The organism is Bartonella sp. AA89HNZF, from assembly GCF_042196905.1.
GTDB lineage: Bacteria > Pseudomonadota > Alphaproteobacteria > Rhizobiales > Rhizobiaceae > Bartonella.
Window position 1 is genome coordinate 1 of the sequence record NZ_JBHIRD010000082.1, and the last position, 997, is coordinate 997.

At 40.0% G+C, this 997-nt stretch carries 1 protein-coding gene; it reads right to left on the minus strand.

Annotation, left to right across the window (positions count from 1 at the left end):
• Positions 1 to 997: helicase-related protein (locus tag ACFIN0_RS09800; RefSeq protein WP_375702461.1), on the minus strand; the 997-nt coding region annotated here is incomplete at both ends.

Consider the following 997-nt stretch of genomic DNA (forward strand, 5'->3'; position numbering starts at 1 on the left):
GCCCAATTTTCCCAATAATCCGCAATAGCAAATTTCTTCGCAATAAGGGTTTTCAAAGCATTGGGAAACTCTTTATAAAAAGGTAATCTTCCTGTTACACTATGAATAATTTGTGGTTCATGAGCGGCTTTTCCAATCTCAAGACCCATATGTTCTGATTTTTCATGGATATGGAGTTTATCCTCAACCGCGGTCATGCTCTTTAAGGCGCCAATCTCTAAAACATCACTGACGTCTTGACCTAAAATCATCTGGTTAAGGGTTATTTCAAAATTCTCATCATGAGCAAGCAAAGCATTGATCACTTGCCAGACTACCTTGTATCTCTTATTGTAGCGTAAAGCATGTTCAGCAGAAACTCCAGCCGGCACCCCAACGGGTAAAATGATGTAGCCTCTTTTTTTACCCTTTGCACGCCGCATGATACGCCCCACAGCCTGTATGATATCCACATAACTTTTCCGCGGGTGTAAAAACATAATGGCATCAAGAGCAGGAACATCTACCCCTTCAGACAGACATCTTACATTGGTGAGCACACGGCAGGTGTTTTCCCCCGCATCTTCTTTAAGCCAATCAAGGGCTTTATGACGCGTTTTGGCACTTTGGGTTCCATCAATATGATCAAAGGTACAGTGAAGCGGCGGGGTATCTTTATAAACCTTATGAAGATTAAATAATTCTTTCTGTATTTCTTCAGAATTGAAGGTATCACGGATACGTTCAGAAGTTTTGATATCTTTGCAAAAAGCCAAAGCCCGCCGCATGGGATTAGGGTCATCATTTAAATCAACTTTTAGATCTATTTTAGCAAGGGCTTGATAACAACCTATGATCTTGGTTTTATCATCAAGGATAAGTTCATAATTCTCATCGGTCATCAGATGTTGAATGGATTCACTCACTTCCTCTTCATTAACACCCAAAACAATAATCTTATAAGGTGCAAGCAATTCATTCTGAACGGCTTTTGAGAAGGTATAGGTATAAAGCTCTT